Origin of the sequence: Flavonifractor sp. An100, from assembly GCF_002161175.1 — a bacterium.
Classification (GTDB): domain Bacteria; phylum Bacillota; class Clostridia; order Oscillospirales; family Oscillospiraceae; genus Lawsonibacter.
In genome coordinates, this window is record NZ_NFMA01000025.1 from 19061 (window position 1) to 44688 (window position 25628).

The 25628-nt window shown below is 58.7% G+C and carries 22 protein-coding genes; 13 read left to right on the forward strand and 9 right to left on the reverse strand.

Features of this window, described 5'->3' with window-relative positions; genetic code table 11:
• Positions 1 to 3: 3 nt before the first annotated feature.
• Both B5E43_RS12450 and B5E43_RS12455 read right to left on the reverse strand, forming a co-directional pair.
• Positions 4 to 1602, reverse strand: coding sequence for an MBL fold metallo-hydrolase (locus tag B5E43_RS12450; RefSeq protein ID WP_087397189.1), 1599 nt, complete (start codon positions 1600 to 1602; stop codon positions 4 to 6).
• 105 nt (positions 1603 to 1707) lie between these two features.
• Entirely contained in the window at positions 1708 to 2481 is a 774-nt protein-coding gene (locus B5E43_RS12455) for a Cof-type HAD-IIB family hydrolase (protein WP_087397191.1), read from the reverse strand.
• A gap of 170 nt (positions 2482 to 2651) precedes the next feature.
• Between B5E43_RS12455 and B5E43_RS12460 the strand changes: the two genes are divergently transcribed.
• From B5E43_RS12460 to B5E43_RS12485, 6 genes are all read left to right on the forward strand, one after another.
• On the forward strand, positions 2652 to 2942 hold the full coding sequence (locus B5E43_RS12460; RefSeq protein ID WP_087397193.1) for a YabP/YqfC family sporulation protein: 291 nt from the start codon (positions 2652 to 2654) through the stop codon (positions 2940 to 2942).
• A gap of 489 nt (positions 2943 to 3431) precedes the next feature.
• Positions 3432 to 3707, forward strand: coding sequence for a hypothetical protein (locus B5E43_RS15560; RefSeq protein WP_242964823.1), 276 nt, complete (start codon positions 3432 to 3434; stop codon positions 3705 to 3707).
• 78 nt (positions 3708 to 3785) lie between these two features.
• Positions 3786 to 4250, forward strand: coding sequence for a S1 RNA-binding domain-containing protein (locus B5E43_RS12470; protein WP_087397197.1), 465 nt, complete (start codon positions 3786 to 3788; stop codon positions 4248 to 4250).
• A gap of 229 nt (positions 4251 to 4479) precedes the next feature.
• The gene (locus tag B5E43_RS12475) at positions 4480 to 5640 is read left to right on the forward strand and encodes an amidohydrolase (RefSeq protein ID WP_087397199.1); all 1161 of its coding nucleotides are present in this window, start codon (positions 4480 to 4482) and stop codon (positions 5638 to 5640) included.
• A gap of 137 nt (positions 5641 to 5777) precedes the next feature.
• Positions 5778 to 6329 (forward strand): ribosome-associated translation inhibitor RaiA, encoded by a 552-nt coding sequence (gene raiA / locus B5E43_RS12480; RefSeq protein ID WP_087397201.1) that lies wholly within the window; start codon positions 5778 to 5780, stop codon positions 6327 to 6329.
• Between the two features lie 91 nt (positions 6330 to 6420).
• Positions 6421 to 7413 carry a biotin--[acetyl-CoA-carboxylase] ligase gene (locus B5E43_RS12485; protein WP_087397203.1) on the forward strand — a complete coding sequence of 331 codons (993 nt, stop codon included), beginning with the start codon at positions 6421 to 6423 and terminating at the stop codon, positions 7411 to 7413.
• A 72-nt stretch (positions 7414 to 7485) separates the two neighbouring features.
• Here the strand turns inward: B5E43_RS12485 and ftsH are convergent, their stop codons facing one another.
• From ftsH to B5E43_RS12515, 6 genes are all read right to left on the reverse strand, one after another.
• Entirely contained in the window at positions 7486 to 9363 is a 1878-nt protein-coding gene (gene ftsH, locus B5E43_RS12490; protein WP_087397205.1) for an ATP-dependent zinc metalloprotease FtsH, read from the reverse strand.
• Positions 9364 to 9444: 81 nt separating this feature from the next.
• Complete coding sequence (hpt, locus tag B5E43_RS12495) at positions 9445 to 9987, reverse strand: hypoxanthine phosphoribosyltransferase (protein ID WP_087397207.1); 543 nt, start codon at positions 9985 to 9987, stop codon at positions 9445 to 9447.
• Between the two features lie 29 nt (positions 9988 to 10016).
• Entirely contained in the window at positions 10017 to 11423 is a 1407-nt protein-coding gene (tilS, locus tag B5E43_RS12500) for a tRNA lysidine(34) synthetase TilS (protein ID WP_087397209.1), read from the reverse strand.
• 51 nt (positions 11424 to 11474) lie between these two features.
• Positions 11475 to 12824, reverse strand: a complete 1350-nt coding sequence (dnaB, locus tag B5E43_RS12505; protein WP_087397211.1) for a replicative DNA helicase — start codon at positions 12822 to 12824, stop codon at positions 11475 to 11477.
• 55 nt (positions 12825 to 12879) lie between these two features.
• The gene (rplI, locus tag B5E43_RS12510) at positions 12880 to 13326 is read right to left on the reverse strand and encodes a 50S ribosomal protein L9 (RefSeq protein ID WP_087397213.1); all 447 of its coding nucleotides are present in this window, start codon (positions 13324 to 13326) and stop codon (positions 12880 to 12882) included.
• Positions 13327 to 13439: 113 nt separating this feature from the next.
• Positions 13440 to 15422, reverse strand: a complete 1983-nt coding sequence (locus B5E43_RS12515; RefSeq protein ID WP_087397215.1) for a DHH family phosphoesterase — start codon at positions 15420 to 15422, stop codon at positions 13440 to 13442.
• Between the two features lie 65 nt (positions 15423 to 15487).
• On the opposite strand from B5E43_RS12515, the gene B5E43_RS12520 reads away from it, so the two are divergent.
• The 4 genes from B5E43_RS12520 (at position 15488) to B5E43_RS12535 (ending at position 21143) form a co-directional block, all read left to right on the forward strand.
• Positions 15488 to 15736 carry a hypothetical protein gene (locus tag B5E43_RS12520; protein WP_087397217.1) on the forward strand — a complete coding sequence of 83 codons (249 nt, stop codon included), beginning with the start codon at positions 15488 to 15490 and terminating at the stop codon, positions 15734 to 15736.
• A 42-nt stretch (positions 15737 to 15778) separates the two neighbouring features.
• On the forward strand, positions 15779 to 16846 hold the full coding sequence (locus tag B5E43_RS12525) for a branched-chain amino acid aminotransferase (protein WP_087397219.1): 1068 nt from the start codon (positions 15779 to 15781) through the stop codon (positions 16844 to 16846).
• An 808-nt stretch (positions 16847 to 17654) separates the two neighbouring features.
• The gene (locus B5E43_RS12530; protein WP_087397221.1) at positions 17655 to 19043 is read left to right on the forward strand and encodes a hypothetical protein; all 1389 of its coding nucleotides are present in this window, start codon (positions 17655 to 17657) and stop codon (positions 19041 to 19043) included.
• 711 nt (positions 19044 to 19754) lie between these two features.
• Entirely contained in the window at positions 19755 to 21143 is a 1389-nt protein-coding gene (locus B5E43_RS12535) for a hypothetical protein (protein ID WP_087397222.1), read from the forward strand.
• A 115-nt stretch (positions 21144 to 21258) separates the two neighbouring features.
• On the opposite strand, the gene B5E43_RS12540 is transcribed toward B5E43_RS12535, so the two are convergent.
• Positions 21259 to 22458 carry an ATP-binding protein gene (locus B5E43_RS12540; protein ID WP_087397224.1) on the reverse strand — a complete coding sequence of 400 codons (1200 nt, stop codon included), beginning with the start codon at positions 22456 to 22458 and terminating at the stop codon, positions 21259 to 21261.
• Between the two features lie 128 nt (positions 22459 to 22586).
• On the opposite strand from B5E43_RS12540, the gene dusB reads away from it, so the two are divergent.
• The 3 genes from dusB to B5E43_RS12555 are packed head-to-tail and all read left to right on the forward strand — an operon-like array spanning position 22587 to position 25448.
• Complete coding sequence (dusB, locus tag B5E43_RS12545) at positions 22587 to 23558, forward strand: tRNA dihydrouridine synthase DusB (protein WP_087397226.1); 972 nt, start codon at positions 22587 to 22589, stop codon at positions 23556 to 23558.
• A gap of 49 nt (positions 23559 to 23607) precedes the next feature.
• Positions 23608 to 24219 (forward strand): sigma-70 family RNA polymerase sigma factor, encoded by a 612-nt coding sequence (locus B5E43_RS12550; RefSeq protein WP_087397228.1) that lies wholly within the window; start codon positions 23608 to 23610, stop codon positions 24217 to 24219.
• 5 nt (positions 24220 to 24224) lie between these two features.
• Positions 24225 to 25448: a zf-HC2 domain-containing protein gene (locus B5E43_RS12555; protein WP_087397230.1), complete on the forward strand. Its 1224-nt coding sequence runs from the start codon at positions 24225 to 24227 to the stop codon at positions 25446 to 25448.
• The last annotated feature ends 180 nt before the right edge of the window (positions 25449 to 25628 follow it).

A 25628-nucleotide genomic window follows, 5' to 3' on the forward strand; every position in this document is an offset into this window, starting at 1 on the left:
GGATCAGGCGTCCCACTTGTCCATGACCTGGCGCAGCTGGTCGGCCAGCTTGGCCAGATCCTTGTTGGGACGGCCCCGGCTGCGGCTGATGAGCAGCTCCAGCTCCTTGGCCACGTCCTGTAGGCGCAGGAAGGCGGGGGAACCGGCAGAGGCTCCGGCAGAGCGGGATTTGGTCTCCAGAACCACGCCCTTGGCCAGCATCCGGTTTTCCAACAGGTCATAGACCTCTTCGTAGAGGGGGGCATGGGCGGGGATTCCCCGCTCCGTAAGGGTGTTGGCAAAGACCTCGGTGACAGGGGCGTCTCCGTGGACCACGAAGACCTGCTGAGGCTTGGGGGCGAAGTGCTCGATCCAGCCCAGGAGGTGGTCCCGGTCGGCGTGGGAGGACAGCCCCTTGAAGTTGATGATCCGGGCCCGGACAGCAATTTCCTCGCCGAAGAGCTTTACGGTTTTGGCCCCTTCCAGCAGGCGACGGCCCAGGGTGCCCTCCCCCTGATAGCCCACGAAGACCACGGCACATTCCGGCCGCCACAGGTTGTGCTTCAGGTGGTGGCGGATGCGTCCGGCATCACACATGCCGGAGGCGGAAATGATGATTTTCGAGGATTTGTCCATGTTCAGGGCCTTGGACTCCTCGGTGGACTGGGTAAGGGTGAGGCCGGGGAAGGTGAACAGGTCGTCTCCGCCCTGGAGCACGGCAATGGCATCCTCGTCCAGATAGCCGTGGAGGTTACCGGCGTAGATCTTAGTGGCCTCGGCGGCCAGGGGACTGTCTACGCACACCGTAAAGTTGGGTACGCTTCGCACCAGGCCCTCGTTTTTGATCTCCCGCAGGAAATACAAAAGCTCCTGGGTACGGCCCACCGCAAAGGAGGGGATGACGATGTTTCCCCCCTTGGAGAAGACGTCGTCAATGAGGGCGGCCAGAGCCTGGGTGTAGCTCTCGGGAGGCTCGTGGTTGCGGTCGCCGTAGGTGGATTCCATGACCACGTAGTCGGCCTGGGAAATAAAGTCCGGGTCCCGGATGATGGGCTGGTCCACGTTGCCCAAATCGCCGGAGAAGACCAGCTTTTTGGTCACGCCCCCCTCGGTGGCCCACACCTCGATGGCCGCGGAGCCCAGGAGGTGGCCCGCGTCCACAAAGCGCACCTGTACCCCCTCGCACAGCTCAAAGGTCTGACCGTACTCGTAGGTGACCACCTGCTGCAAAGCGGCTTCGGCATCGGCTAGGGTGTAGAGGGGTTCCACCTCTTCCCGGCCGGCACGCTTGCCCTTTTGGTTTTGCCACTGGGCGTCGCTCTCCTGGATGTGGGCGGAGTCCCGGAGCATGATGGACATCAGCTCCCCCGTCAGGCGGGTGGTGAAAATCTGGCCGTGGAAGCCCTCCTTCACCAGCAGGGGAATGCGGCCGGAGTGGTCGATGTGGGCGTGGGTAACCAGGACGTAGTCGATGTAGCTGGGTGCAAAGTCCAGCGCGTTGTCATCGTGTTCGTCCCGGCCCTGCTGCAGGCCGCAGTCGATAAGGATCTTCCGTCCGTTGACCTCCAGACAGTGGCAGCTTCCTGTGACCGCATGGGCGGCGCCGAAAAAGGTCAATTTCATATGGGTGGAACCTCCTTTGGGAAATGTTACAAAAAGTTGTCTTTATTGTACACCCAAGTGGGGGGAAATTCCACACTAAATTGTAAATAATGTGCGAAGTCAGACTTAGAGTAGGCCGTAGTGTTGCAGGGCGGTGACGATGCCGTCCTCATCCACAGAGCCGGTGGCGTAGTCGGCCTGGGCCTTGACCTGGTCGCTGGCTGAGCCCATAGCCACCCCGATTCCGGCGTGGAGGAGCATGGACAGGTCGTTTTCTCCGTCACCAAAGGCCATAGACTGCTCCCGGGGGATGTGGAAGTAGTCCAAAACCGCATCCATGCCCTTGTCCTTGCCGCCGGAGGAGGGGATCACGTCTAGAAAATAGGGGTGCCAGCGGGTGGTTTTCAGATGGGGGGCCTTGTCCAGCAGCAGGCCCTCGTTGTCTCGGGAGAGGAAGGCGATGGCCTGGTAAATTTCTCCCTTCAAAGCCCGGGAGGGGTCCTGAACGGGGGGGAGGGGCAGGTCCAGGTCCTTCATAAAGGCCTGGGTGTGCTCATCGGCATAGTTGATGTAGATCTCCTTGCCCTCCAGATAGATGCAGGAGAAGGCGTCGGTGCGGGTGGCCTCCACCAGCTCCTCCACGGCAGAGCGGTCCATGGGATTGCGGTGGATCACCTGGTCGCCGCAGTAGCAGTATTGGCCGCTGAGGGTGACCCAGCCGTCAAAGGGGAAGACGGAGCGGATGTAGGAGAGCATCTGCGGGTGACGTCCCGTGGAGACAAAGAGCTTGATCCCCTGGCGGTGCAGCTGGTTGAGGGCGGAGAGGACCGCCTGGGAAACTCGGTGGGTCTGGAAGCTGACCAGAGTTCCATCCACGTCCAGAAAAATAGCTTTGATCATAAAAGACCTCCAAAGTCCGGAATAAACCAAAGGATTCGGTCCTATTGTACAGCAAATACCGACAGTAGGCTATGTGCGAAATGGACAATCCTGCATCACAGGGGGAGAAAAAAGGCATAAAGCCCCACAGAGGGACCATAAGATGGAGCAAAGGGAAAGGGGGAAGGGGTATGGCGTATGAGGAGAGCCGGACGGGCTCCGGATTGCCCCACCATGTGGTGCTGGAGGACCGGGAACAGCTGACGGTATCCGGGGTAGAGGAGGTGGAGAGCTTTGATGAGAACACCATTGTGCTCTCCACGGCTTGCGGCGGGCTGGAGGTACAGGGAGAGGGGCTGCATATTGAGAAGCTGTCTCTGGACGGGGGAGACTTAAAGGTGGAGGGGACCATTAACGCCCTGATTTATGAGCCCCAGGGCCGGGAGCGGGGCGGCCTGCTCAGCCGCTTGCTGGGCGGATGACGGTGGATGTGCTCCAGCAGGGGCAAGCGCTGTGTCAAGCCCTGCTGCTGGGAGGAGGAATGGGGCTGGTGTATGACCTGTTCCGGGTGCTGCGGGTGCGGATCAAGGTGCCGCTGCTGGGCGGAGTGCTGGACCTGCTGTTTTGGCTGATGGCCACCGCGGCTTTGTTCGTGTGGTCTCAAGGGGCCTGGGGAGGGCAGATCCGCCTATACGGAGCGGCGTTTTGTCTGCTGGGGGGAGGGGTCTATTTTTGGGTGTGCAGCCCCTTTTTCCTGTGGCTGGGCTACCGTTTGGCCGATCTGACCCAGCTTCTTTTGGAAATTTTGACCTTTCCGCTGGGGATATTGGGACAGATTTTAAAAAAAATCAGAAAACTTGGGAAAAACACCTTTCTTTCCAGACGAAAATGGTATAGAATAAAGCAGAAAACCAAGGAACTGGAGCGGGCGGCCAGCCGCCGGGACCAGGAGGAGAGGGGAGAGAGGAAAAATGCATTTCAAGCGGGCCAGTTTTTTGACCAAGCTGGTGGTGCTGGGGCTGCTCATTTATATGGCCACCTCTCTGCTCAACCTACGGGGCCAGATCCAGGTCGTGCAAGGCCAGGTAGACGACATGAGTCAGCAGGTAGAAGATCTGCGCATCAAAAATCAGGAGACAAAAGAGGCCATCGAAAACAAAGACGATCCTGAGGTGCAGCAGCGGGTGGCCGAGGAGAAGGGCCTGGTGCCCAAGGACTCGGTGCTGATTTACGACGTTGCCAACTAAAGAGAGCTTCTGGCGGTCCGGAGCTGTGTGGCCGGACGGCATAGAGGGAAATAAACAAGGAGGATATTTCGGTCGCTTATGGAGTTTGGTGTTGGGTCCATTTTGGACGGGAAGGTAACGGGTATCACAAAATTTGGGGCGTTTGTGGCCCTGCCGGAGGGAAAGTCCGGGTTGGTTCATATCTCGGAGATCGCCTATTCTTACGTCAATGAGGTGTCGGATTACCTTCAGGAGGGTCAAGAGGTAAAGGTAAAGGTGATCGGGATCGATCAGTCCAATCGGATCAACCTGTCCATCAAGCAGGTGACCCCGCCCCCCCAGCGGCCGGCCCGTCCGGCAGGGAACGGCCAGCGGCCGGGCAATGGTCGCCCTTATCAGGGAGGCGGCCGTCCGGTCGGGTTTGTCCGCCCGGCCCCCAAGGAGCCCACGGACTTTGAAGATCGACTCAAGCAGTTTATGCAGTCTTCGGACAGCAAGCTCTCTGAGCTGCGCTACATCGAAAAGAAGGGCGGAAACCGCCGCGGAGGCGGCGGACGCCGGTAACAAGGCAAGTCAGCATCAGGGCCGCCGCGTCACGCGGCGGCCCTGATTTTGTCCCTAAAAAGAAAAAACGCCCGGAACCGGGCGTTTCGCCTGAACGAGAGAGACAGAAACCTCGCCCAGGTGGGGGATATTGATTGAGCTGCTCCCATAAATTACCACAATTTACCATAACAGTCAATGGGAACCTTTGTCGAAACAGGGGAAGGTGCACCCAAAAGGAGGAAACAGCATGCTGATCATCAACGGGACTGTCCACACCATGGATGGCTTGACCATTCCCAACGGCTATGTGGCCATCTCAGGGACCAAGATTGCCCAGGTGGGTCCCATGGAGGAATGTCCCCCGCACTGGGAGGGAGAGACGCTGGACGCGAGGGAGGGACATATCCTGCCCGGCTTTATCGACGCCCACAGCCATCTGGGCATGTTTGGGGACGCCCTGGGCTTTGAGGGGGACGACGGCAACGAGGCCACCGACCCCTGTACCTCCCACCTTCGGGCCATCGACGCCATCAATCCTCTGGACCGCTGCTTTGAAGAGGCGCGGAAGGCGGGGGTGACCACCGTGCTCACCGGACCGGGCTCCGCCAATCCCATCAGCGGACAGTTTGCGGCCATTAAAACCACGGGGAAATGGGTGGACGCCATGATTGTCCGGGCTCCGGTGGCCATGAAGCTGGCCCTGGGAGAAAACCCCAAGTGCGTGTACAACGAGCGCCATGAGACCCCGGTGACCCGTATGGCCACCGCCGCCATCATCCGGGAGAACCTGTATAAAGCCCTGGAGTACGCCGAAAAGCTGGACCGGGCGGCGGAGGATGAGGAGGAGGACAAGCCTGACTACGACGCCAAGCTGGAGGCCCTGCTTCCTGTGGTGCGCAAGGAACTGCCCGTCCACATCCATGCCCACCGGGCGGACGATATCGCCACCGGCATCCGCATCGCCAAGGAGTTTGGCCTGAAGTGCGTCATTGTCCATGGAACCGAGGCCCACCTGATTCCCCAGCTGTTAGAGCAGGAGGGGGTGCCGGTCATCACCGGGCCCTGCCTGGGGGACCGCTCCAAGCCGGAGCTGGCCAATATGACCATTGAAAGCCCCGCTGTCCTCAACCTCCACGGGGTGAAGGTGGCCATCTGTACCGACCACCCGGAGGTGCCCATTCAGCATCTGCCCCTGTGTGCCGCCATGGCGGTGAAGGGGGGAATGAACCCGGAGGCCGCCCTGGCCGCCATCACTATCAATCCCGCCCAGATTGCGGGCATTGACCACTTGGTGGGCTCCCTAACCCCGGGCAAGGAGGCCGATGTGGTGGTCACCAGCGGACACCCCATCAACCTTCTCAGCCGGGTCCGGGCAGTGGTAATCGGGGGTAAACGGGTGGACGGCTAACCCCCAAAAGGAAATTTAGAAAAAGTTCACAAAAACCTATGGTATTTTTCCGTCGATATGGTATAATGAATCAACGGAGGGAGAGGAACCCCTCCCCCTCCCTATACCAGCCCCTCGGGGCGAAAGGAGCGGAAAGTATGAAATTCGTGTTTACGGACAAAAAGGTGAACCTGCCGGCCTCCATCCATGCCTATGCGGAGAAGAAGGTAGGGAAACTGGACCGTTTCTTTAAGGAGGATGCCACCGCCTCAATCACCTTCAGCTTGGAGAAAGAGCGGCTGAACAAGGTGGAGGTTACCATTCGCTCCAGCGGCACCATTTTCCGGGTGTCGGAGAGCACCTCCGATATGCACGCCTCCATCGACGCCGCCGTCACCACCTTGGAGCGCCAGATCCGCAAGAACAAGACCCGGCTGGAGAAAAGGCTGCGTCAGGGCGCCTTTGAGCGGGTGGTGGATGTGGAGGAGTTCCCCTCCTTTGCACCCGATGAGCCCGAGGAGGGCGAATACCGCATTGTCCGCAGCAAGACCTTCCCCATCAAGCCCATGACCCGGGATGAGGCCATCCTGCAGATGAATCTGCTGGGCCATAGCTTCTTTGCCTTTAAGGATGAGGAGGCGGACGGGGCCTTTGCAGTGGTGTACCGCCGGTATGACGGGGACTACGGCCTGATTGAGGACGAGGCATAACCAAGCAGAACTTGGAGCGGGGAGCGGAGCAGCCGCTCCCCGCCTTTTTATGGACCGCCCAGGGCTTAAGAGAACACAGGAGGAGATTGCTATGAGTCGGGAAAAGGTGCTGGCCCTGTTGCTGGAGCATCCGGAGCAGTCCCTGTCGGGAGAGGCCATGAGCCGCCAGCTGGGCGTGAGCCGGGCCGCGGTGTGGAAGGCCATTGAAGCCCTGCGTCAGGAGGGGTATGAGATCACCTCCGCCCCCAACCGGGGCTACCGCCTCACTGCCGCTCCCGACCGGGTGCGGGAGGGGGAGTTGTCCGGGCCGCTGGCAGGCTGCCTGGTGGGCAGCAGTCTGGTGTGTCTGGAGACCATCGACTCCACCAATACCGAGTGTAAGCGCCGGGCCATGGCGGGTGCTCCCGAGGGCCTGGTGGTCCTCTCCGAGGAACAGACCGGGGGAAGGGGACGGCTGGGCCGTACCTTCCAGTCCCCCAAGGGCTGCGGACTGTACCTGTCCGCCCTCCTTCGCCCCCAGCTGTCTCCCCAGGATGTGGCCGACTTTACCGCCTGGGTGGCGGTGGCGGTGTGCGATGGCATCCAAAGCGCCTGCGGGGTGCAGCCGAAGATCAAGTGGACCAACGACATTGTCTATGAGGGGCGCAAGCTGGTGGGCATCCTCACCGAGTTGGGACTGGAGAGCGAGACCAACTCCCTTCAATACCTGGTACCCGGCATCGGCATCAACGCCAACCACCGCCCGGAGGACTTTGGGGAGGACATCCGGGACATGGCGGTCTCCCTGGCCCAGATCCTGGGTAAACCGGTGCGCCGGTCCAAGTTGGCCGTGGAGGTGATCCGCGCCCTGGACCGGATGTACGCCGGATTTCCTGCCAACAAGGAGGAGTATTTACAGCGGTATCGGGAGCTGTGCATTACCCCGGGCAACCGGGTGCAACTCATCACCCCTGTTTCCCGCCAGGAGGCCTATGCCCTGGAGATCGACGATGAGTTCCGCCTGGTGGTGGAGCTGCCTGACGGCACGCGGAAGGCCCTGTCCTCCGGCGAGGTGTCGGTGCGGGGGATGTATGGCTATGTGTAACCCGTAAATAAGAAGAAAAGTGCCCGGCGTTCCCATGGAACGCCGGGCACTTGTTTGTGCTTGGTGGAGGGGTCAGGCCTCCTGGTAGGAGGCAAATTCCGGGGCGCCCGGGTCGGTAAAGACCTTGGCAAATACGTCGGCATCCATGGTCTCGTGGTCCAGAAGATACTGGGCGGTGAGCTCCAGCTCCTTGCGGCAGGAGGAGAGAATCTCCTCGCAGCGGCGGTACGCCCGGTCCACAATGGCCTTGACCTCCGTGTCGATCTGCCCGGCCACCTCCTCGGAGTAGGTGCGGGCCTGGGCCATGGAGCGGCCGATAAAGATCTCGTCGCTCTCGTTGCCGTAGGCGATGGTGCCCAACTTGTCGCTCATGCCGTATTTGGTGACCATAGCCCGGGCCGTTTGGGATGCCTTTTGGATGTCGCTGGAGGCGCCGGTGGAGATGTCCCCCAGCACCAGCTGTTCGGCCACTCGGCCGCCCAGACACACGGCGATCCGCTCCTCCAGCTCCCGCTTGGACAGATAGGCCTTGTCCTCGCTGGGCAGGGAGATGGTCATGCCGCCGGCCGGGCCCCGGGGGACAATGGTGATCTGATGGACGGGGTCCTGGGAGGGCAGCTGGTGGATGACGATGGCGTGGCCTGCCTCGTGGTAGGCGGTGAGCTTCCGGGCGTGCTCCGTGACCACCCGGCTCTTTTTCTCCGGACCGGCGATGACCTTAAGCATGGCCTCATGGAGGTCGGTACGGGTGATAAAGCGCTTGTCTTCCCGGGCAGCCAGGAGGGCCGCCTCATTGAGAAGGTTTTCCAAATCTGCGCCGGTAAAGCCGGCCGTGGCCCGTGCCACATCTCGCAGGGACACATCCTCGGCCAGGGGCTTTTTCTTGGCGTGGACCTTTAAAATATCCTCCCGGCCCTTGATGTCGGGCAGGCCCACATAGATCTGCCGGTCGAAACGGCCGGGCCGCAGCAGGGCGGGGTCCAGAATGTCCTGGCGGTTGGTGGCGGCCAGAACAATGACACCCTCATTGGAGCCAAAGCCGTCCATCTCCACCAGCAGCTGGTTGAGCGTCTGTTCCCGCTCGTCGTGGCCGCCGCCCAGGCCCGCGCCGCGCTGGCGGCCCACGGCGTCGATCTCGTCGATAAAGACAATGGCAGGGGCGTCCTTCTTGGCCTGGTCAAAGAGGTCCCGGACCCGGCTGGCGCCTACGCCCACGTAGAGCTCCACAAAGTCGGAGCCGGAGATGGACAGGAAGTGGACCCCGGCCTCACCCGCCACCGCCTTGGCGATGAGGGTCTTACCAGTGCCCGGAGGGCCCACCAGCAGCACGCCCTTGGGGATACGGGCGCCCAGGGCGGTGAACTTCTGGGGGTCCCGGAGAAAGTCTACGATCTCCTGTAGCTCTGCCTTCTCCTCTTCCGCCCCGGCCACATCGTCAAAGGTGACCCGCTTGCCCTGGTCGGCCAGGGTGCGGGTCCGGGCGTGGCCGAACCGGGAGGCACCGGGGGCGCCCCCTCCGCCGCTGTTGATGCCCGCCATGCGCTGGCGGTAGAGGACAAAGAGGAAGATGGCTACCGCACCGATGGTCAGCAGGGTGGGCATCCAGTTGTACCACCAGGTGCTCTCCACTCCGGGGGGCAGGTCGTAGCGCAGCAGTCCGGCTGCCATCTGGCTCTCCCACAGCTCGTGCAGGTCCTGATAGAGCCAGTCGGGCCGGGCGATCTGATAGGTGAGGGTGGAGGTGGAGCCGTCCTCCTCCCGCAGGGTGAGGGTGAGGGTGTTGTCCTCCAACTCAAAGTAGGACACCTTCTCCTGGACGAAGAGGGTGCGGATGTCGCTGTAAATGGGGGCGTCTTCCCGGTCCATGCGCTGTAGGGTGGTGACGGCGAAAATCATCATCACCAGTACCAGCAGATAGAGGGTGACGTCCCTGGGGCTGATGCGTCTCATGGAAATCCCATCCTTTCCGGCGGCAGGCTCTGCCCCGGCGCGATCCGCCAATCACACCGGGGATGAAAGGCGGGAGAGAAATCAGCCGCCGTAGACTTCCGGCTTCAAAATGCCGATGTAGGGGAGGTTGCGGTATTTTTCCGCATAGTCCAGGCCGTAGCCCACCACGAAGGCGTCGGGGATGGTAAAGCCGCAATAGTGGACCTCCACCGGCTTGACCCGGCGCTCCGGTTTGTCCAAGAGGGTACATAGGCGGACGGAGGCGGGGTGGCGGTGCTGGAGAATGTTCAGCAGGTAGCTCAAGGTGTTGCCGCTGTCCAGAATGTCCTCCACCACGATGATGTGCCGGCCGGAGATGTCCTCAGACAGGTCCTTGGTGATCTGCACCTGACCGCTGGAGGTGGTGCCTTTGCCGTAGGAGGAGACGGACATAAAGTCCAGGGTGCAGGGCAGGTCCAGAGCCCGGCACAGGTCGGCCATAAAGATAAAGGAGCCCCGCAGCACGCTGATGAGCATAATTTCCTTTCCGGCGTAGTCCCGTTCAATTTCCTGTGCGATCTCCCGGACTCGGGCCTTGAGCTGATCTTCGCTGAACAAAATCTCCTGAATGTCGTTTTCTAGCATAGAGGGCGAACTTCCTTTCTGGTAAGTAATCATCCGGTGTCCTGCCCAGAGGCAGACAGAGTGATGTGCCAGGCGGGAGCGCCCGGCTGGGGGAGCAGGGGAGCGTGGGGCCCAAGGGCGGCAGCTGCGGCCACCTGCCCATCGGGAAGGAGGAGCAGAGGGAGGCTGTCCCGCCTGTGGGCCGGGATTTTTTCATCAATAAACCACTTTTTCATGGACTTCTCCGGCCGGCCCGGCAGACGCAGTCGGTCCCCGGTACGGCGGGGCCGGAGGGTGAGGGAGGGGACCTGGGCGCGGTCCAGCCAGAACTCATAGGGGCCCTGGGGCTGGCCGGTGTAGGGTTCCTCCCGGCAGGTTATCTGCCAGTCCCCAATCTGAAGACAGCCGGGCAGAGGCAATGGCGTGTCCTCCGGCAGGGGGGCGGGGTCGGACTTGGTGAGCAGCAGGTCCTGATAGACCCGCCGGGCGGTGAGGCCGTAGGGCAAGTCCATCTGGGCGGAGGGGCTTGAGCTCCGACAGAGAGCCAACACACCCTCCAGGTGGACAGCCGAGCAGTCCTGGCGTCCGCCGTTGAGCCGGCCAATGAGCTGCCCCACAGCCCGGACGGCCAGCGGCTTGGGGGCCTGGGCCAGGATGGCGGCGGGGAGGGCCGGTCCTCCTTCCCGAAGGACGGCCGGTTCCAACAGCTTACGGGCCTGTTGGTCCAAGTAGTCCTCATCCGAGCGCAGATAGTCGGCAGTGGCGCCCAGGCGGCGGACAAACCCGGGACACAGCTCTTCCAGCACCGGGATCACCTGGTACCGGATGCGGTTGCGGGTATAGGTGGTGTCGTAATTGGAGCGGTCCTCCCGGTAGGGCAGACCGTAATAGGCTAGATACTGTTCAATCTCCGGCCGGGAAGTGGTGAGCAGGGGCCGGATCAGCCCATTTCCCACAGGCTGAATGCCGCTCAATCCCCTAAGCCCGGCCCCTCGGGCCAGATGAAAGAGAATGGTCTCCACGTTGTCCCCCGCCGTGTGGGCGGTGGCAATGACCTCCGCCCCCGCCTCCCGGGCGGCCTGGCGGAGGAAGTCATAGCGCATGGACCGGGCGGTCTCCTCCAGGCCGGTCCCCCGGCGCTGGGCCTCGCCCGCCACATCTCCAGAGCCGGTATACAGGGGTACGGCAGGGAGGAGGGAGCCATCAGACAGACGGCAGGAGCCGCAGCATAGGGAGATAAACTGCTCCACAAAAGCGGCGTCCCCCAGGGACTCCTCCCCGCGAAGGTTGTGGTTATAGTGGGCGGCAGCCAGGTGAAAGCCCAGCTGGGGCCGCAGGTGGTACAGCGCGTGGAGCAGACAGATGGAGTCCGCTCCGCCGGACACAGCGCACAGCACTGTGGTGCCGGGGGAGAGCATGTGCTGCTCCCGAATCAGCTTGGACATCTCGTCCAGCATGGAGGGCCTCCCTTCCTGGCCGGAGTGGTGTGGGCAGCGGGAAAGGAGAAATTAGAACTCCTGCCTCTGCCACTCAATGTCGCTGAAGGTGGTAAAGTCGGGGAGCCATTGCAGCTCCACCGTGCGGGTCTCGCCGTGGCGGTTTTTGGCCACGATACACTCGGCCAGATTGGGATTTTCCGTGTCCTTATTGTAGTAGCCCTCCCGGTAGAGGAACATGACGATATCGGCGTCCTGCTCGATGGCGCCCGATTCCCGCAGGTCGGAGAGCATGGGGCGCTTGTCCTGGCGGGATTCGTTGGCACGGGAGAGCTGGCTGAGGCACAACACAGGTACGTTGAGCTCTTTGGCCATGATCTTCAAGGAGCGGGAGATATCAGAGACGATCTGCTGGCGGTTGTCCCCAGAGCGGGTCTTGCCCCCGGCAGACTGCATCAGCTGTAGGTAGTCGATGACCACCAGACCCAGGTTTTCTACCCGGCGGCACTTGGCGTTGATGTCGGCCACCGAGACGGAGGAGTCGTCATCAATTAAAATTTTTGAGCGGTTGAGGGAGTCGGCGGCCACGGCCACCTTTTCCCAGTCCTCCTCCGTGAGCTTGCCGGTGACCAGTTTTTTGTTGTCCACAAAGCACTCGCTGGAAATCAGGCGCAGGGCCAACTGCTCCCGGCTCATTTCCAAAGAGAAGAAGGCTACGTTTTTGCCTGATTTTTTCCCCGCCTCCAGCAGGATGTTCAGGGCCATAGAGGTCTTGCCCATGCCGGGACGGGCGGCCAGGAGGATGAGGTCAGACTTGTTCAGGCCGGAAATGGCCCGGTCCAGATCCCGCAGGCCGGTGGACAGCCCCGGGATGGCGCTGTCGCTGGCGGCCAGCTCACTGAGCCGGTCATAGACATCGATCAGCACGTCGGAGATGGGGGTGAGTCCCCGGGCGGCCCGGCCCTGACGGATGGCGTAGATCCGCTGCTCAGCGGCCTCCAGAATATCCTGGCCGGTGTCGGTGCCCTGCTGAATCATGGCGGTCAGGTCGCCGGCAGTTTCGGCCACCCGGCGCAGCAGGGTTTTGTCCTTGAGAATGTCGATGTATTCCTTGACGTTGGCGGCGGTGGGGGTGGTGTCCATGAGCTGGAGGATGTACCCCCGGGAGAGGTTTTCGTCGTAGTAGCCATTCTGCTTCATGTTTTCCAGCACCGTCACCGGGTCGATGGTGAGGGAGTAGTTAAACATGGAGTAGATGGTCTCGTAGATCTCCCGGTTTTGCCGTAGATAGAAGTCGTCGGGGCGCAGCTTGTCGATGACCTCAGGGACGCAGCGGGGGTCAATGAGCATGGAGCCCAGTACCGCTTGTTCGGCCTCCACACTGTGGGGCAGCTGCTTGAGCAGCAGCTCATCCTCCTCCATTGCCAATGGAACACACCTCCTTTGCCGTGAAATGAGCGGAAATTTTAGGGAAAAATCAGGCCTCGGTGACCATCACGTTGACGGTGCCTACCACCTCATAGCCCAACTTGGCCTTGACCTGATAGCCGCCACAGGCCTTGATGGGCTCATCCAGTACCAGTTTGGTCTTGGCAATATCCACCCCGTGCTGGGCGGAGAGGGCCTCGGAGATCTCCTTTGCCGTGACAGCGCCGAAGAGACGGCCGCCCTCGCCGGCCTTGGCGGGGATCTTGACCATCAGGCCCTCCAGCTTTTTGGCGGTGGCCTGGGCCTCAGCCTTCTCGGCAGCCTCCTGGGCCTTGCGGGCCTTCTCCTGCTGCTTCATAGTGTTCAGGTTCTCGGGGGTGGCGATGACCGCCAGCTTCTTGGGAAGCAGGAAGTTGCGGGCGTAGCCGTCGGATACATCCACCAGCTGGCCCTTCTTGCCCTGGCCACGGACGTCCTGCTGCAAAATCACTTTCATAGTACAATACCTCCACATGGTGAAATTATTGAAGGGCGTGGCGGATGCGCAAGGGAACGGCACGCGCCCCAATTTAAGTAAGGGATCACAAAAGGCGGGGAAGATGGGGCCGGTCAGGTGTCCAGATACCGGTCGATGGCCCGGGCCAGCTCCATGGTCACTTCCTCCAGAGATTTACCCGACACCTGTCCGCCGGCAGAGGCGGCATTGCCGCCGCCGCCCAGCTGTTCCAGAATGACCTGGACGTTGGTGTCCCCCATGGACCGGCCGGAGATGTTCACCCGGTCGCCGTCCTGGGAGAGAACGAAGGAGGTGTCGATGCCGATGATGTTCAGCAGCTCGTCGGCAGCCTGGGCGGCAATGACCCGGCCCACCGCCTTGTCGGTGACGGCAATGGCGATATGCTCCCGGTAGAGCTTGGCGTTTTGAATAATGGAATACTTGGCAATAGTGCCCGCCAGATCATTTTGGAAGAGTTTCTTTACCTCGCCGGTGTCGGCGCCGGAGCGGCGCAGGAAGGCGGCAGCTTCGAAGGTGCGACCGCCGGTGCGCATAGTAAAGTTTTTGGTATCCAGCACGATGCCGGCCAGCAGGGCCTCGGCCTCAGCCCGCAGCAGCTGGTTGGGCTCCACCACATACTGAAGAAGCTCCGTCACCAGCTCCGAGGCGGAGGAGGCATAGGGCTCGTGGTAGTTGAGGGCAGCCCCTTCGATGTAGGTAGCTGCCCGGCGGTGGTGGTCAATGACGGCCACCCGGTTGCAGGACTCCAGCAGTTCCACGGCCTGTACCTGTTCGGGGCGGTTGGTGTCCACGACCACCGCCAGGGAGCGGGTATCGGCAATGAGTAGGGCCTCCTGAGGGGAGAGGAAACAGTCCAGGTATTCCGGCAGCTGAGACAGCTTGTCGATCAACTCCTGGGCAGGAGGGGGGGTGGGGTCCTTGAGAATATGGGCGGGGACCCCGTTTTTGCGGCACAGGGCACACACACCGGCCGCGGCGCCCACGGCGTCGTTGTCGGGGGACTTGTGGCCCATGATAAAGACCTGGGAGGAGTCGGAAATCAGAGCGGACAGAGCGTTGGCCATGACCCGGCTTTTCACCTTGGTGCGCTTTTCCGTCTCCTTAGAGCGGCCACCATAGAACTCAAAGGTGAACTTGTTGCGAATGACTGCCTGGTCGCCTCCCCGGGACAGAGCCATGTCGATGGACAGGTTGGCAAATTGCAAAAGCTCCTGGAAGCTCTCCCCGTCCTTGCCAATGCCGATGGAGAGAGAGGCGTTGATACCGGAGGGGTTGACCACCTGGTGGATGGTGTCCAGGATGTCAAATTTCTTTTCCACAAACTGACCCAGATACTGTTCCTCAAAGATGAAGAGATAGCGCTCCCGCTGCAGGCGGCGGAGCAGTCCGCCAGTACCGGCCACCCAAGAGTCCAGACGGGAGTCGATCTCGGAAATAATGGCCGAGCGCTCGTTCTCCGTCAGGTTTTTCATCAGGTCGTCGTAGTTGTCCAGCAGCAGCACCGCCGCCACTGGACGGGAGGCCCGATACCGATCCCGAACAGAGCAGAACTCGGTCACGTCTACCCAGTAGGTGGTGGCCAAAAAGCCGCCGCTGCGCCCCCCTGTGCGCACCAAGTGGCCGAAGACCAGAAAACGCCGAGCGCCATATTCCACCTCGGTGGGGCACTCGCTTTTGCCCTCCATGAGCCAGCGGGTGTCAAAGCCGGGGATGAGGGAGGAGAGTTTGGCATCGAAGAGGTGCTCCCGCTGACCGGTGAGCTGGAGAAAGCGGTCGTTGGTCCAGATGATATCGTTGCTCTCCGGGCGGAAAATGATCATGGGCAGAGGGGAGTTGGCCATGGTATCCTTGGTGGCAGTATCCACAGTGCCGGTGACATTCTCTAGATACTTGGTGATTTCCTTGCGCCGGCGCCGGGTATTTTCCCGGTTGTATAAACCCAGGCAGGCGACGGCGGCCAGCTCTCCGACTGACAGGGGAAGGGAGTAGAGGGCGGAGAGCAGGGCAAAGGCGATCAGACAGACAAAATAAAGCTGCAAGCTAGGTTGAAGCAGCTTGGAGATCTTTCGATTCAAAAAATCGCCCCCCTTTCTTTACTTGGTAATGGCAGGAAGCGGATGGAATCGTTTTTCCAGCCACAATGCCCGAACAAATTCAAATCATTATATCAGATTGCAGCAGGGAAAACAAGAGGAAAGGACCGGAGGAAGGAGGAGGGAAAGGGAGAAAAAATCTCGGAAAAGGGGTGGCTGACCCGTTGCGCCCCAGGAAAAAGGCTGCTATAATAAAAAAACCGGCCGTATTCCGCACGGCCCTCCCGTCTGGGGCGGATATTCCCGTTCTGGACGCCACGGACACGCTGCAGACCGAGCAGGTGTGTGGAATATAGAGGCAAGCAAGGATATTTCAAGTTTTTTAGGAGGCACTCTTTATGGAAGAGATCAAAATTACCCGTGCAGCTACGCTGAAGGAGAAGCCTGATTCCTCCACCCTGGTTTTCGGTAAGGCGATGACGGACCATATGTTCTTGGTGGACTACGACGAGGGACAGGGCTGGCATGATCCCCGCATCGTCCCCTACGGCCCGCTGCAGATCGACCCAGCCGCTAAGGTACTGCACTATGCGGAGGAGATTTTTGAGGGCCTGAAGGCCTATCGCACCGCGGACGGAACCATTCAGCTGTTCCGGGTAAAGGATAACATTGAGCGGATGAACAACTCTGCGGAGCGTATGTGTCTGCCCACCATCCCCGAGGAGCTGGCGCTGGTCGGCATCACCGAGCTGGTAAAGATGGAGAAGGACTGGGTGCCCAGCGAGAAGGACACCTCCTTGTACATCCGGCCCTTTATGATCGGCCTGGACGCCGCTCTGGGTGTACATGCCTCCCACCACTGCCAGTACATTGTCATTGTCTGCCCGGTGGGAGCCTATTATCCCGAAGGACTTAACCCTGTTAAGATCTACGTGGAGGATCAAGACGTCCGCGCGGTGAAGGGCGGAACCGGTATGGCCAAGACCGGCGGCAACTACGCTGCCTCCCTGCGGGCCGGAGACCGGGCAGAGAAGAACGGCTACTCCCAGGTGCTGTGGCTGGACGGCGTGCACCGCAAGTATATCGAGGAGGTCGGCTCCATGAACGTGATGTTCAAGGTGGCCGGTAAGATCCTTACCCCCGACCTCAACGGCTCTGTGCTGCCCGGCATCACCCGCCGCTCCTGTATCCAGCTGCTGAAGGAGTGGGGCTACGAGGTGGAGGAGCGACGCATCTCCGCTGAGGAGCTGTTTGAGGCCGCTGCCCAGGGCACTCTGGAGGAGGCCTGGGGCACTGGTACTGCCGCTGTGGTTTCCCCCATCGGGGAGCTGGCCATGGGAGACAAGAAGGTCACGGTCTCCAATAATCAGATTGGCCCGGTCACCCAGAAGCTGTACGATGAGCTCACCGGGATTCAGTGGGGCCGGGTGGCCGATACCCACGGCTGGATCACCAAGGTATGCTGAAAACGATGGGGGCTGCATGTTGAAAAGCCCCGGCACCTATGAACTGTTTGAAAAAGTCGAACCCTGTGTATGCATACACAGGGTTCGACTTTTTTACTGCTCCATTCAGGCGGCTCAGAAAGTGTTTTGCCAGAGGAATCATTCATAGGAACAATTGAAAAAAAACAGCATAGATTGAATTGTATTGCAAATAAAGTGATACCGAACAGAGGAGGATGAGAGTGGGTAAGATATGACGGAATCCTTGCATTAATAATAATGATTCCTACAATTCCCAAAAAAATTATGCAATATAACAATTTTAATGCATTAAAACTAAGATGCATCGTACTATATGTTCAATTGACAAAGAAGGGGATGATGTGATAAACTGCAAAAAACAGCTCAAACGCTCAAAGGAGAGTAGAGCTAAGGCTCCAAGCAACTGGAGATATAATCTGACAATTTATGCAAGTTTCTGTTGTGTTCAACAGTTTCCTGAAGAAGGGAACAATGAAGAGGTGCAATGGTGATGTTCAACGAAGGACAGGTTTTATACCGCACAGGTGTAGAGTCTGCCCTTATTTTTATAAATGTTTGGTATAGGCATGGAAAGAGCAACTGATCACGCCGAAAAAGGACGGGAAACACATAGTTGTGTGTGGTGTGAAATCGTCCTTTCGGCTTTGCGGGAAACACACACGTCTCAGCCTGCCTGGCCCCTGAACATATGTGTATGCCAGGGGAAAAGCGGAGAGGAAAGGAGGAAGTGAATATCCTTCTCACAGTGGGGGGAGCGTGTGGATAAAAAACGAGGGGGAAAACCTACATGGAAATCACATTAACCGCATTGCACTGGTGCTACCTGGTGGGAGTCCTGTTTGTCCTTGCCGCCATGATTATGCGCAAGGATGTAGTGGTTCCCTGTGCCGTCTTCACTATGGTGTCCGGTTTTATCGCATCCGGCGGTAGCTTCAGTGAAGCAGTGTTAACCCAGGCAAAGGCCCTGATGTTTGCCTGGAGCGAGTTTGGCGCGCTGATCGTGGGCATTGGTCTGATGACCATGATGTCCAAGCAGATGGCCGACATGGGAACAGACCGGTTCCTGATCACTCCAGTGGCCAAGATCGTTAAGAACCCCAGCATTTCCTACATCATTTTGGGCGCGGTGATGGGACTGATCACCGCCGTGCTCTGGCCCTCTCCCGGTATTGCTCTGGTGGGCGGCCTGCTTACCCCCATTGCGGTTCGGGCCGGAATGCCCGCCATCTGGGCGGCTGCGGCTATGAACATGTGCGGCCACGGCTTCGTGATGTCTCTGGACCCCGTGATTCAGGGTGCTGTAGGTATCACTGCTGGTACCGCGGGCATCAGCATTGCCGAGCTCATCAATACTGGTTGGCCCATCTGGCTGGCCTGCGGCGTGGCTGCTCTGATCAGCTCCTTTGTGGCGTTCCAGATTGATATGAAGCGCAACAAGGAGGCTTATGCTCTGCGGGTAAAGAAGATGGCCGATGAGGCTCAGGAAGAGGAACGGGAGTTCCATCCCGGCGCCAAGTTTATGGCCGGCTTCACGGTGCTTGCCTTCGTGGTGGCTATCGTTTTGATCCTGGTTGACAAGCGTACCGGCAGCGATGCTCTGTATGTTCTCATTGGTGCTGGTGTTATTGTTACCATTGTGGGCTCCATCATCCAGCACGGCCTGGTCAATGCTTTGTCTAAGTTTGTGGACTATGCCCGTGAGGGTATGGAGTTTGGTATGATGGCCTTTACTCCGGTGCTCTTCATCGGCGGCTTCTTCTTCATCGGCGGTTCCGGTATCTCCAACATCCTGGTTGGTGAGTACACCCAGGGCGTGCTGATGGACTGGGCCTGGTGGATCTCCGCTCGCGTGCCCATGTCCGCTATCCCCATTGTCATTATGCTGATGATCATCGGCGGCATTACCGGTCTGGATGGCTCCGGCTTCTCCGGCCTGCCTCTGATGGGCTCCCTGGCTCTGGCCTTCGGCAGCGCGCTGGACATGAACATCGCGGTTTTGGCCATGGTTGGCCAGCTGGGCGCTGTGTGGATTGGCGGCGGCACCGTGGTGCCTTGGTCCGTCATTCCTGTGGCTGCCATGTGTGACGTGGACGCAGTGGAATTGTGCCGCAAGAACATGGTTCCTACCTTCATCGGTTTGACCGTGGCCTGTGTTGTGGCAGTTATGATGCTCTGATTCTGGTAAGCTACATAACCGCATCAAAGAGCAGCAACTGGTTTTCGAACAAGGCGAACAATGAATAGAAACCCCGGATCCCATAAAGTGGGATCCGGGGTTTTTTAGCGGGGTGACCCGTGCAGGCAGACGGCGAATTGGTGGACCAAGCGGAGAGTGAAGTGCTGTGCTGGTTAAAGTGTTACTCTTCCCAAAAAGTAATTTATAAGAATAATTGAAAAAAACTTGGATCAAATTGCATTTTAAAAAAAGTGAGACCAAATAGGGGCGAAAAGGAAGAAAAAAGATAGGAAAAATTGCTTGTACTAATAGTAATAATTCTCATAATCTCTAAAAATCACACAATATAATAGTTTAGATTTGGTTAATTTATACTATATTTAATTGACTAATTGACAAAGAGGAGAGTGGCATGGTAGACACACAAAAAGTGGTTCGACAGCCCTATGCAAGTTTCGGTTGTATTCGACAGCTTTTTTAAGAAGCGGCAATAAAAGAGAAGCGATGATGTTTAACGAAGGACAGGTTTTATACCACATAGCTGTGGAGGGGGATTGTCCTTCAGGCGTTGCGGGAGACGCATACGTCTTAGCCTTACATAGGCCCCTGAAAATATGTGTATGCCAGGGAAAAACGGAGAGGAAAGGAGGAAATGAATACCTACATCTCAACAAAGAAGACGTGTGTTGATAAAAAGAGGAGGATCAGACCTTGGATATTACATTGAATGCCTTGCATTGGATTTACCTAATCGGCATGGTAGTGATCTTAGTCACTATGATTATGCGCAAAAATGTGGTAGTACCCTGCATCCTGTTCACGCTTTTAACTGGCCTGATTGCTTCGGGAAGTCTGGTCGGGGCGGTGATGGTTCAGGCAAATGCTTTGTTGTTTGCGCTGGGAGAATTTGGATCTCTCATTCTTGGCATTGGCGTAATGGTAGCCATGGCCAAACAAATGGCCGATATGGGAACGGATCGTTTTTTGATTGAGCCTTTGTCTAAATTTATTAAGTACCCCGGTGTTTCTTATTTTATACTGGGTGGAGTTATGGCAATTATCACTGCACTGGTATGGCCATCTTCTGGCGTTGCTTTAGTAGGCGGGCTGCTGACCCCCATCGCGGTTCGGGCTGGAATGCCCGCAATCTGGGCGGCCGTAGCCATGAATATGTTTGGACATGGACTTGTGTTCTCGTTGGATCCGGTAATCCAAGGCGCTGGAGGCATTACGGCTGGTACGGCAGGCATCACGGTTGCTGAGCTGATTTCAACTGGATGGCCGGTATGGCTGTCCTGTGGTGTGGTAGCTCTCACATGTTCTTTTATTGCGTTCCAGATTGACATGAAGCGTAGAGGAAATGTTTGTGCAGCTCAGGGTAAGCCGAACGTGGAGATCAAAGAGGAGCTGCAGGAACAAGCCATTCATCCTGCGGCGAAGTTCATGGCAATCTTTACGCCCATTTGTTTCGCTCTGGCCATTGGAGGCATTCTGGTCGAAGGCCTGGCCGGAGGCGATGCGTTAAACATGCTCATTGGAACGGGCGTTATTGTCACTGTGGTAGGCGCGATTCTTCAGTACGGAGTGGTTGAAGCGCTGGAGCGGTTTGTGGGTTATGCCCAGGCTGGTATGGAATTTGGTATCATGGCCTTTACCTCAGCCCTGTTTATTGGCGGCTTCTTCTTTATTGGCGGTTCTGGAGTGGCGAACATCCTGCCTGGTGAGTACGCCCAAGGCTTGCTGATGGATTGGGCCTGGTGGCTATCTGATATGGTGCCCATGTCGGAGATCCCGGTTGTCATTTTGATGGCAATCATTGGTGGCCTCACCGGTTTGGGAGGGTCCGGGTTCTCTGGACTGCCTCTGATGGGGTCTCTGGCTCTGGCTTTTGGTACTGCGCTGGACATGAATATTGCGGTTCTGGCCATGGTTGGTCAGCTGGGATGCGTTTGGATTGGCGGCGGAACCGTGGTGCCTTGGGCGGTTATTCCGGTTGCTGCAATCTGTGATGTAGACGCAGTAGAAGTGTGCAGAAAAAACTTGGTTCCAACCTTTGCGGGATTGGCAACCGCTTGTGTCGTAGCAGTCATGTTGCTCTGATTCTAGAAAACCAAGATCCCACAGCGGATTGCGGTAACAGGTATTGGAATCAGAGAAAACTGAATGAAAAAATCCCCAGGTCCCATACATTGGGACCTGGGGATTTTTTGTGAATTTACCGGTGCAGGCTGGCAATGAATTGACGGGCCACGCGGGGAGTACGTCCTGAGTGGCGGATCTCCCAGGTCATAGCCTGAGCGTGAAGCTGCTGAGCCTCCATATGGATTCCAGCCTGGTCAGCCAGATAGTCCACCAAGGCCAGATAACCGGCCTTGTTCATGGTCAGGTAGGGGATGCGAAGACCAAAACGCTCTGCCAGAGCGGTCTTTTCCGAAATGGTCTCCGCAGCATCCACCTCGTCGCTGCCCCGGTCGGAGAAGTTTTGCCGCACCAGGTGGCGGCGGTTAGAGGTGGCATAGATGGCCACATTGGCCGGTCGCTTTTCCAAGCTGCCCTCCAGAATCGTTTTCAGGGAGGAATAGGTCTTGTCGTCCTGATCAAAGGCCAAATCGTCAATAAACAGGATGAATTTATGCCGCCGTCCTCCCAGAGACCGCATGAGGCTGGGTAGGCCGGTCAGATTTTCCTTCTGAATTTCGATCAGGCGTAAATCCTCCATGCCGGGCAAATAGAGCATGGATTTTACGGTGGCCGACTTGCCTGTCCCGCCGTCGCCAAAGAGCAATACATTGTTGGCCTCCCGGCCCTGGACAAGCTGACGGGTGTTGGCCTCCACCTGGCCCCGCTGCAGTTCATAGCCCAGCAGGTCCTGGGGCTTGGGACAGTCGGGGTCAGCCACGGGGATTAGCTGCCCATCCTCCCACAAAAAGGCCCGGTACCGGGCGTATAGTCCGCACCCGTGGTCCTTATAAAATTGGGTGAGAGTGGAGAAATCAAAGGGAACCTGGGAGGACCAGCGGGGCAGGCCGGAAATCATGGACTTGTATTCAGCAGATAGAGCGCCCTCCATGGCGGTCAGATAGTCCCCACAGTCAATCCGGCAAAGGGTGGTCAGCGCATAAATATCCCGGCAGGCAGCTTGTTCCAAACAGGGGTCCGAGTCTCCCCGCTCAGCAAGCAGAGCATAGGGCGTCTGCGTATAGCGCAGCTGTTCCCAAACCCAATCCCCCAACCCGGAAAAGCCCTGGGCACACAGGTCGTAAAACAGCTGGGTGTAGAGGGAGAGAGCCTCCTCTCCGGCCTGCCGGTCACAGGCGTCCAGCAGCTGGCGGGCCTGGATGAGCATGGGGGCATCCAGCAAAGGACGGTAGGCGGAAATCCCAGACAGGGCAATCCGCACAGCGGTAAAATTCATATCCATTCCTCTCTTTTGTTCTGTGGATTTCCTTATTTTAAAGTGTTTTGCCACCCTTGTCAACCAGATAGGCCTGTGGTAGAATATCACACTGAACATTACAAGTGAGAATGCGGGAAGAGGTAATTATGGTATCCATAGCAGGAATCCACATCCAAACCCCACTGGCCCTGGCCCCCATGGCGGGGGTGACGGATCTGGCCTTCCGGACCATCTGCCGGGAGCAGGGGGCGGGACTGACCTGTACGGAGATGGTCAGCGCCAAGGCCCTGTGTTACCAGGATAAGAAGTCTATCCCTCTGCTGAAGCTGGGGGAGGGGGAGCACCCGGCAGCGGCCCAGATTTTCGGCAGTGATCCGGTGTGTATGCAGGAGGCGGCTGCCATTGCCCATGAGGTGTCAGGGGCGGATTTCATTGATATTAACATGGGATGTCCAGTGCCCAAGGTGGCCAATTCCGGGGATGGCTCCGGTTTGATGCGAAACCCAGATTTGGCGGTCAAGGTGGCCCAGGCGGTGATCCGGGGAGCGGGGTGCCCGGTGACGGTGAAGTTTCGGCTGGGCTGGGATAAGGGATCCATCAACTGTGTGGAATTTGCCCAGGCCATGGAGGAAGCTGGAGTGGCGGCGGTGGCCGTCCACGGCCGGACCCGAAACCAGATGTATGCCGGAACGGCCAACTGGGACTATATCCGGGAGGTCAAACGAGCGGTAAAGATTCCGGTGATTGCCAACGGTGACGTGTTCAAACCCACCGATGCCCCCCGAATTTTAAAGTACACGGGAGCAGATCTGGCCATGATCGGCCGGGGCGTGTTTGGGAATCCCTGGCTGTTTGCTCAGTGCCGGGCGGCGCTGGAAGGGAAACCCATTCCGGAGATGCCGCCCCTTGCGGAGCGGTGCGATACAGCGGTGCGGCAGTTTGAGCTGTCGGCAGCCAATAAGGGGGAAAAAATTGCCTGCCTGGAGGCCAGACGGCACTATGCCTGGTATCTCAAGGGGGTCCCCCACGCCGGATATTATAAAGAGCAGATTGTACGGATCACCACTCTGGAGGACGTGTATCGGGTAACGGCAGGTATCAAGCGGGACCTGTGCTGAGCACGACCGGGCGGCAAAGCTGGAGGAAAGGGGAAGGAAGTGAGGCGCTGTGACGGAGCGGGAACTGGTGGCCCGAGCCAAGGCCGGGGACCAGGACGCCTTTGAGCAGCTGGTGTTGGACAACCAAAATCGCATCTACTCTCTGGCGGTACGCCTGACGGGCAGCCGGGAGGAGGGAGCGGATCTGGCACAGGAGGCCTTTTTCAAGGCCTGGCAGGGTCTAGACTCCTTCCAGGGGGAGAGCAGCTTTTCCACCTGGGTGTACCGGCTGGCCACCAATGTGTGCATCGACTTTCTGCGCCGGCAGAACCGGCGCCGAGAAGTGGAGCAGGTGGTTTCCCTGGATGACGAGGAGCGCACCTGGGCAGAACCGGCGGATCTCCGGCAGGACCCACAGCGTCATCTGGAGCGGGCCGAGCTGAGCCGAGCGGTAGAGCGGGGGCTGGAGGCGCTGCCGGAACACCAGCGGAAGATTTTGATAATGCGGGAGCTGTCCGGACTGAGCTATCAGGAGATTGGACAGGCGCTGGAGCTGGATTTAGGGACGGTAAAATCCAGGCTGGCCCGGGCACGATTGGCCCTGCGAAAAATTTTGCTGACAGAAGGGAACCTTTTTGAGGTTTCGCCGTCTAACCAAGCAGAAGGAAGAAAAAGGAGGTGAAGGACATGGAGCGATGTGAACGGTGTATGGAGCTACTTTCCCTGCGCCTGGACGGGGAATTGACCGCGGAAGAGGAGCAGTGGCTGAGCCAGCACCTGGAGCAATGCTCGGACTGCCGGGAGATTGCAGAGCAGTTGGAACGGCTCCATGGAGCCTTCACCCAGTTAGAAGATATTCCAGCTCCGGAGGGCTTTGCCCAGGGAGTCATGGCCCGGATTCGGGCAGAGGAAGCAGTTCCCAGTTCCCAGAAGCAGACCAAGGTGATCCATATGTTCCGCCGGCCCCAGGCACGGGCGCTGGCAGGATTAGCAGCCTGTGCGGTGCTGTGCCTGGGCGTGTACCAGGCCGGTCTGCTGAACCGGCTGCCGGGAAGCCAGGGCAATTTCCAAACCGCGTCCCTGGACGCCAGCAGTCAGGTCCAGCAGAAGGGTGGACAGGAGCTGCTGGAGACAGAGGGGGAGCCGGAGGTCACCGGAGCCCCCCGACTTCAGAGCAGTGATGAGGTCCAGAATGAGCCGGATGAATCGACTGCGACGAGCAGCGATACCGTGCAGAGCAACCAGGAGCCAGCGGTACAGCCCACACAAGAGCCCTCCTCCCAGTCTCAGAAGGTCCAGACGCCCCAGAATTCTGACAAACAAAGCGAAGGAACCGCTCAGGTAGGCACTGGCAAGGCCTACGGTGTCACTTCTCAGGAACAGTCCGCAAGTCAAAGCCAGAGCGAGGGACAAGGCGAGGTATCGGTGGCGGGGGCAGTAGGAGGCGGCGAACAGCCGTCTACGCAAACCACAGTAGGGGCTGCGCAGCAGACCACCGACGGAACAGCCGATGATCAGCCCACGGAGGAGCTCCCTCCGGAGGATCAGGTCGGACAGACCACAGGGGACCCTAACACCGGAGTGGATGCGGCAGAGCAGCCCGAGCAGGAGCCTGTGTCCGATTCCATTCAGGGAGACGTGCCGCAGGGAGAAACCTACCAGGTGGGCGAGGAGACAGTGGATGCCATTCTTACGCTCACGGTTTTACCCCAGGGAGCCCAGGAAGTTCTGGGCGAGGAAATTTCCTGGCAGGTGAATGAAGCGGGGGACAGCTGGTGTCTGATTTCCGGTCAACAGATGGAGCAGCTGATTTCGCTGGCCCAGGAGGAGGGGCAGGACCTGACCCATGCGGCCACCAATCGAATTGAGGCGGAGCAGCGGTGTGCTCTGATTGTGACCGAGAAAAACTGATTCAAAGGGCATCGGCCCGGGCTTTTTGCCCGGGCCGATTTTTTTGTGTTTACAGCCTTTTTGCCACTTTTCCGGTGTTTTCCACAAAATTGGGCACTTTACACGAAAAAACAGGAGAAAAACAGGAGCGGAGTGACGGAGGAAGCTGCGTACCTGACAAAAAAAGAGTTGTCATACTTA

What these genes read in the sequence shown, in the direction of transcription:
- dusB (WP_087397226.1), top strand. Translation starts at nt 22,587, where the DNA reads ATGGTATCCATAGCAGGAATCCACATCCAAACCCCACTGGCCCTGGCC.
- B5E43_RS12485 (WP_087397203.1), top strand. Translation starts at nt 6,421, where the DNA reads ATGAGTCGGGAAAAGGTGCTGGCCCTGTTGCTGGAGCATCCGGAGCAG.
- B5E43_RS12450 (WP_087397189.1), bottom strand. Translation starts at nt 1,602, where the DNA reads ATGAAATTGACCTTTTTCGGCGCCGCCCATGCGGTCACAGGAAGCTGC.
- B5E43_RS12475 (WP_087397199.1), top strand. Translation starts at nt 4,480, where the DNA reads ATGCTGATCATCAACGGGACTGTCCACACCATGGATGGCTTGACCATT.
- raiA (WP_087397201.1), top strand. Translation starts at nt 5,778, where the DNA reads ATGAAATTCGTGTTTACGGACAAAAAGGTGAACCTGCCGGCCTCCATC.
- B5E43_RS12525 (WP_087397219.1), top strand. Translation starts at nt 15,779, where the DNA reads ATGGAAGAGATCAAAATTACCCGTGCAGCTACGCTGAAGGAGAAGCCT.
- B5E43_RS12530 (WP_087397221.1), top strand. Translation starts at nt 17,655, where the DNA reads ATGGAAATCACATTAACCGCATTGCACTGGTGCTACCTGGTGGGAGTC.
- dnaB (WP_087397211.1), bottom strand. Translation starts at nt 12,824, where the DNA reads ATGGAGGAGGATGAGCTGCTGCTCAAGCAGCTGCCCCACAGTGTGGAG.
- rplI (WP_087397213.1), bottom strand. Translation starts at nt 13,326, where the DNA reads ATGAAAGTGATTTTGCAGCAGGACGTCCGTGGCCAGGGCAAGAAGGGC.
- B5E43_RS12555 (WP_087397230.1), top strand. Translation starts at nt 24,225, where the DNA reads ATGGAGCGATGTGAACGGTGTATGGAGCTACTTTCCCTGCGCCTGGAC.
- B5E43_RS12540 (WP_087397224.1), bottom strand. Translation starts at nt 22,458, where the DNA reads ATGAATTTTACCGCTGTGCGGATTGCCCTGTCTGGGATTTCCGCCTAC.
- ftsH (WP_087397205.1), bottom strand. Translation starts at nt 9,363, where the DNA reads ATGAGACGCATCAGCCCCAGGGACGTCACCCTCTATCTGCTGGTACTG.
- tilS (WP_087397209.1), bottom strand. Translation starts at nt 11,423, where the DNA reads ATGCTGGACGAGATGTCCAAGCTGATTCGGGAGCAGCACATGCTCTCC.
- B5E43_RS12520 (WP_087397217.1), top strand. Translation starts at nt 15,488, where the DNA reads ATGCCCGAACAAATTCAAATCATTATATCAGATTGCAGCAGGGAAAAC.
- hpt (WP_087397207.1), bottom strand. Translation starts at nt 9,987, where the DNA reads ATGCTAGAAAACGACATTCAGGAGATTTTGTTCAGCGAAGATCAGCTC.
- B5E43_RS12470 (WP_087397197.1), top strand. Translation starts at nt 3,786, where the DNA reads ATGGAGTTTGGTGTTGGGTCCATTTTGGACGGGAAGGTAACGGGTATC.
- B5E43_RS12460 (WP_087397193.1), top strand. Translation starts at nt 2,652, where the DNA reads ATGGCGTATGAGGAGAGCCGGACGGGCTCCGGATTGCCCCACCATGTG.
- B5E43_RS15560 (WP_242964823.1), top strand. Translation starts at nt 3,432, where the DNA reads ATGCATTTCAAGCGGGCCAGTTTTTTGACCAAGCTGGTGGTGCTGGGG.
- B5E43_RS12455 (WP_087397191.1), bottom strand. Translation starts at nt 2,481, where the DNA reads ATGATCAAAGCTATTTTTCTGGACGTGGATGGAACTCTGGTCAGCTTC.